The sequence below is a fragment of the Oleiphilus sp. HI0067 genome (assembly GCF_001635735.1).
In genome coordinates this window covers 1-670 of the sequence record NZ_LWFI01001611.1, presented here as the reverse complement: position 1 = coordinate 670, position 670 = coordinate 1, and the positions used below count along the sequence as shown (strand labels likewise).

1 protein-coding gene is annotated in these 670 nt (G+C 41.9%); it reads left to right on the top strand.

The genetic code is table 11. The features are described from left to right. Positions 1–523, top strand: a 523-nt coding sequence (locus tag A3739_RS26130; protein WP_197472595.1) for a sterol desaturase family protein, incomplete at its 5' end; no start/stop codon positions are given. Positions 524–670 lie beyond the last annotated feature (147 nt).

Sequence of the window (670 nt, the reverse complement as noted above, 5' to 3'; positions counted from 1 at the left end):
AACTCGACCAATGCAGTTCCTGCATAAGCTGTTTCGTACCGCACACCGTCCACATCACTTGATCGGCAATGACGATGAGAAAGCTCGTTTAACTGTCGGGCAAAACTTTGTTGAAGGTTGGACATACTGGTTCGTCATGCCAAACATTTGGTTTAGTTTTATTGCCTTGTATTTAGGGTTAACAGAAGTGTTTGTGTACGGCATGATCTTTAAAGGCGTTTGGACGCTACATGTTCATACAAACTGGCAATATGATCTGTATTTCTTGAATCATAAGAATCCTATCGTACGCAAAATTGCTTACGCATTAGCACATGTATTTACTTTTCCGAATCAGCATCACCACCACCATGCACGCGGGCGTAACTCTGGTAAGAATTTGCAAAACGTTTTGTCGCTGTATGACTGGTTGTTCTGGGGAACACGTGTGATCGAGCTTGAGCCGCCAAAGCGGTATGGCTGGCGTCAAACAGAAGAAGAGAAAAATTCAGCCTTATATCGTTTCTCTGGAACTCTACGTTAAGCCTTGTGGTAAACGATAAAACCCGCTCATTGAGCGGGTTTTTTTATGTCTGCGTATTTTTGAACGGGGCATAGCTTCCTCAATAACAATCTCTCATCAAAACAAAATCTGTAACATTTTTGGGCTTGCCAGTAATTAAATTTAAAC